Source organism: Rhizobacter sp. (assembly GCF_031412075.1).
Lineage (GTDB): Bacteria > Pseudomonadota > Gammaproteobacteria > Burkholderiales > Burkholderiaceae_C > Rhizobacter.
Window position 1 is genome coordinate 1 of record NZ_JANOCG010000057.1, and the last position, 3,334, is coordinate 3,334.

The following is a 3,334-nucleotide window of genomic DNA, read 5'->3' on the forward strand; positions in this document are numbered from 1 at the left end:
GCCCGGATTGTGGCAGGGCCATGGAGCAGGTGCAGAAGAAGGGGTGGTGCCTCGGGTCGGAATCGAACCGACACTCCTTGCGGAACGGGATTTTGAGTCCCGCGCGTCTACCAATTTCGCCACCGAGGCCGGTGCAGCAGAGGCCGCGATTTTGCCACAGGCCACCGGTCGCTTGGGTCAAACCGGGTACGCTTGCGGCTTTATTCTCTCGCCCCCGCCGCATGCCGCCGATTCCACCGATCACACAATTCCTGATGCTGGCTTGCACGGCGGTGTTTTGCCTGCAGCAGATCTTGCCCATCACGCGCTGGTTCGCGCTCTATCCGGTGGCAAGCAGTTTCTTTCTACCGTGGCAGCCGCTGACCTACGCCTTCTTGCACGGCGATATGCTGCACCTGTTTTTCAACATGCTGGGCCTGTGGATGTTTGGCGCTGAACTGGAGGTGATGTGGGGCCGCAAGCGCTACCTGAGCTTTCTGGCAATCGGTGCCATCTTCGGCGGCATCACGTTCATGGTGGCAACTGCCCTGCCCGGCATGGGCGCCAACAGCCTGGTCGGCGCCTCGGGTTCAATCTATGCCTTGTTGATGGCCGCGGCGATGTACTTCCCCGATCGCACCATCATGCCGCTGTTCCCGCCGATCCCGATGAAGATGAAGGTGTTCGTGGCCGTGTTCGGCGCCATCTCGCTGGTGCTGGGCCTGGCCGGTGGTCTGGGCTCGCTGGCCCACCTGGGCGGCATGATCGGCGGCTTCTTGACCATCCGCTACTGGCGCGGGCAGGCGCCCTTCAACCGCCGACGTTGAGCGTCAGGCGAGCAGCCCTTCGTTCACCGTCGGGTAGTGCAGCTTGAGTCGCAGCTCACGCTTCAGGCGGGTGTTGTCGAGCCGGCGTGACTCGCTCATGAACGACAGCTGCACCGCCGACATCTGCTCGCCCGCCTGCTGCCTGGAAATGCGGGGGGGGCGAGGCAAGCCGCAGAGATCGGCCGCCAACTCAAAGTAATCAGCCATCTTCAGCTCCGTGTCGTCGCTCGTGTGGAACACACGCTGCGGCAGGCCGCGGTGCAACGCCGCTACGCAGGCGCGGGCGAGGTCATCGGCATGGATGTGGTTGGTGAAGACGTCGTCATCGGCCGCGAGCACCGGCGTGCCTCGGGCCAGGCGCTCGCGCGGGTGCCCCCCGATGCGGTCGCCCGCATAGATGCCGGGGATGCGCAAGACGCTGATACTCGCACCCAGCGCGCGGCCGTACCAGCGCACACGCGCCTCGGCGTCCACGCGGCGGCGTGCGCGGTCGGTGGCCGGATTGACGGCACGGGTTTCGTCGAAGCGCGCGCCTTGTGCGTCGCCATACACCCCGCTGGTGCTGGCGTAGACGATGCGGCGCACGCGGCTCTTGCGCGCGAGCGCATGCAGCAGGTTCTGGGTGCGCGTGTCGCTCTCGCCCTGGCCAGGAGGTGGTGCGAGATGCAATACCGCATCGGCCATGCCGGCCAGGCGCGCGAGGGTTGCAGGCTGATCCAGGTTGCCGATCAACGGCACCACACCGGCCTCACGCAAAACCGGCGCACGTTGCGGGCTCGACGTGAGCGCGAGCAGGCGCCAACGGCCATGCAGCAAGCGCACCACGCGCATCCCCACATCGCCACAACCGACGATCAACAAAGTGGGGCGTTTGAAACGTGTAGGCAGGCTGGCCTGAAGGGTCATGGAACGAGCGGGCAAAATTGCCGGCTGATTTGTGAAAGTGCTGACCGAGGTTATCCGATGACGTTCACCGTGACCGTGCTGCCCAGCGGCGTGAGTTTCTCCGTCGACCGCGACGAGCCCATCCTCGCGGCTGCCATCCGCCAGGGTGTGGGCCTGCCCTACGGTTGCCGCGACGGCGCTTGCGGCTCGTGCAAGTGCAAGCTGCTCGAAGGCCGCGTGATCCACGGCACCCATCAGGCCAAGGCCCTGAGCCCCGCCGAAGAAGAAGCGGGTTTCACCCTCACCTGCCGCGCCGCGCCGCAGACCGACGTGGTACTCGAAGCGCGCACCGTGGCCGGTGCGGGCGAGTTTGCCGTGCGCAAGATGCCTTGCCGCGTGACGACAATCAGCAAACCGAGCCACGACGTGGCCGTGCTGGAGCTGCAGCTGCCAGCCAACGACGCGCTGCAATACCGCGCCGGGCAGTACATCGAGTTCATCCTGAAGGATGGACACCGCCGCAGCTACAGCATGGCGAATGCGCCCAGCACGCAGGGCGACAAGCCGGGCATCGAGCTGCACATCCGGCACATGCCGGGCGGCGTGTTCACCGACCACGTGTTCGGCGCCATGAAAGCGAAGGAAATCCTTCGGCTGGAAGGCCCGTTCGGCAGCTTCTTCCTGCGCGAAGACAGCGACAAACCCATCGTGTTGCTGGCCAGCGGCACCGGCTTCGCGCCGGTGAAAGCCATCGTCGAGCACATGCGCTTCAAGGGCATCACCCGGCCCACCGTCTTGTATTGGGGCTGCCGCAGCCTCGCCGATCTCTACATGCACGACTGGTGCGTGGAGGCCGCTCGCACTCTGCCGAACTTGCGCTATGTGCCGGTGCTCTCAGAGCCGTTGCCGCAAGACGGCTGGACAGGCCGCACCGGCTTCGTCCACCAGGTGGTGATGAACGACCTGCCTGATCTTTCGCGCCACCAGGTGTACGCCTGCGGCGCGCCCATCATGGTGGACTCTGCACAGCGCGATTTTGTAGCGCTGTGTGGGCTGCCAGCAGATGAGTTCTACGCCGACAGTTTCACCTCCGAAGCTGATAAACATGGCGCATAGCGACATGTTTGCGGTGCAGGCTCATGTCGGCGCAGCCGATGTGAGCCGGAGCGACAAGCACGGTGCATGAAAAAGGCCGCGCCTCTGGCGAAGCGCGGCCTGATGCGTGAGCGATCTGTCGCTTACTTCTTGATCTCTTTGGATGCCGGCGTGCTGCCACCATCCACGCCCAGCCGGCCACCCGTGCCCAGGCCACCCTTGACGGTTTGCGCCTTGTAGCTGCGCAGGGACTTGACCATCTGGTTGAACGAGTCGGCAAACGCGGCCACCACCACCTTGCCTTGCGGCGTGTTGGCATAACCGCCGCCACCACCGGCCAGGCCGCCGGTGAAGGCTGCACCGAACAGGCCGAAGTCGAAGTTGCCGGCCGTGCCTTCGGCCGCCGCAATCTGCACGCCCGAACGGTTGTCGATCAGCAATAAGGTGGTTGACGCTTCATTGCGCTTCACATTGCCAGCCACCGCGCCGAGCACGCCCAGCTTGCCGGTGAGCAGGCCAGCGCTTCCGCCACCCGTGCGGCCGGAGAA

3 protein-coding genes, 1 tRNA gene and 1 pseudogene are annotated in these 3,334 nt (G+C 65.2%); 2 read left to right on the top strand and 3 right to left on the bottom strand.

The annotated features are described in order from the left end of the window. Positions 1-44: 44 nt before the first annotated feature. Positions 45-129 (bottom strand) — tRNA-Leu (locus tag RMO40_RS02000). A gap of 92 nt (positions 130-221) precedes the next feature. On the opposite strand from RMO40_RS02000, the gene RMO40_RS02005 reads away from it, so the two are divergent. Beyond that, entirely contained in the window at positions 222-806 is a 585-nt protein-coding gene (locus RMO40_RS02005) for a rhomboid family intramembrane serine protease (RefSeq protein ID WP_309715556.1), read from the top strand. 3 nt (positions 807-809) lie between these two features. Here the strand turns inward: RMO40_RS02005 and RMO40_RS02010 are convergent, their stop codons facing one another. After that, entirely contained in the window at positions 810-1,712 is a 903-nt protein-coding gene (locus tag RMO40_RS02010; RefSeq protein ID WP_309715560.1) for an NAD-dependent epimerase/dehydratase family protein, read from the bottom strand. Positions 1,713-1,769: 57 nt separating this feature from the next. Here RMO40_RS02010 and RMO40_RS02015 point away from each other — a divergent pair, with 57 nt between their 5' ends. Then, complete coding sequence (locus RMO40_RS02015; RefSeq protein ID WP_309715562.1) at positions 1,770-2,807, top strand: 2Fe-2S iron-sulfur cluster-binding protein; 1,038 nt, start codon at positions 1,770-1,772, stop codon at positions 2,805-2,807. A gap of 122 nt (positions 2,808-2,929) precedes the next feature. Here the strand turns inward: RMO40_RS02015 and RMO40_RS02020 are convergent. Beyond that, positions 2,930-3,334: pseudogene (locus RMO40_RS02020) on the bottom strand (peptidoglycan-binding protein); the annotation flags it as partial.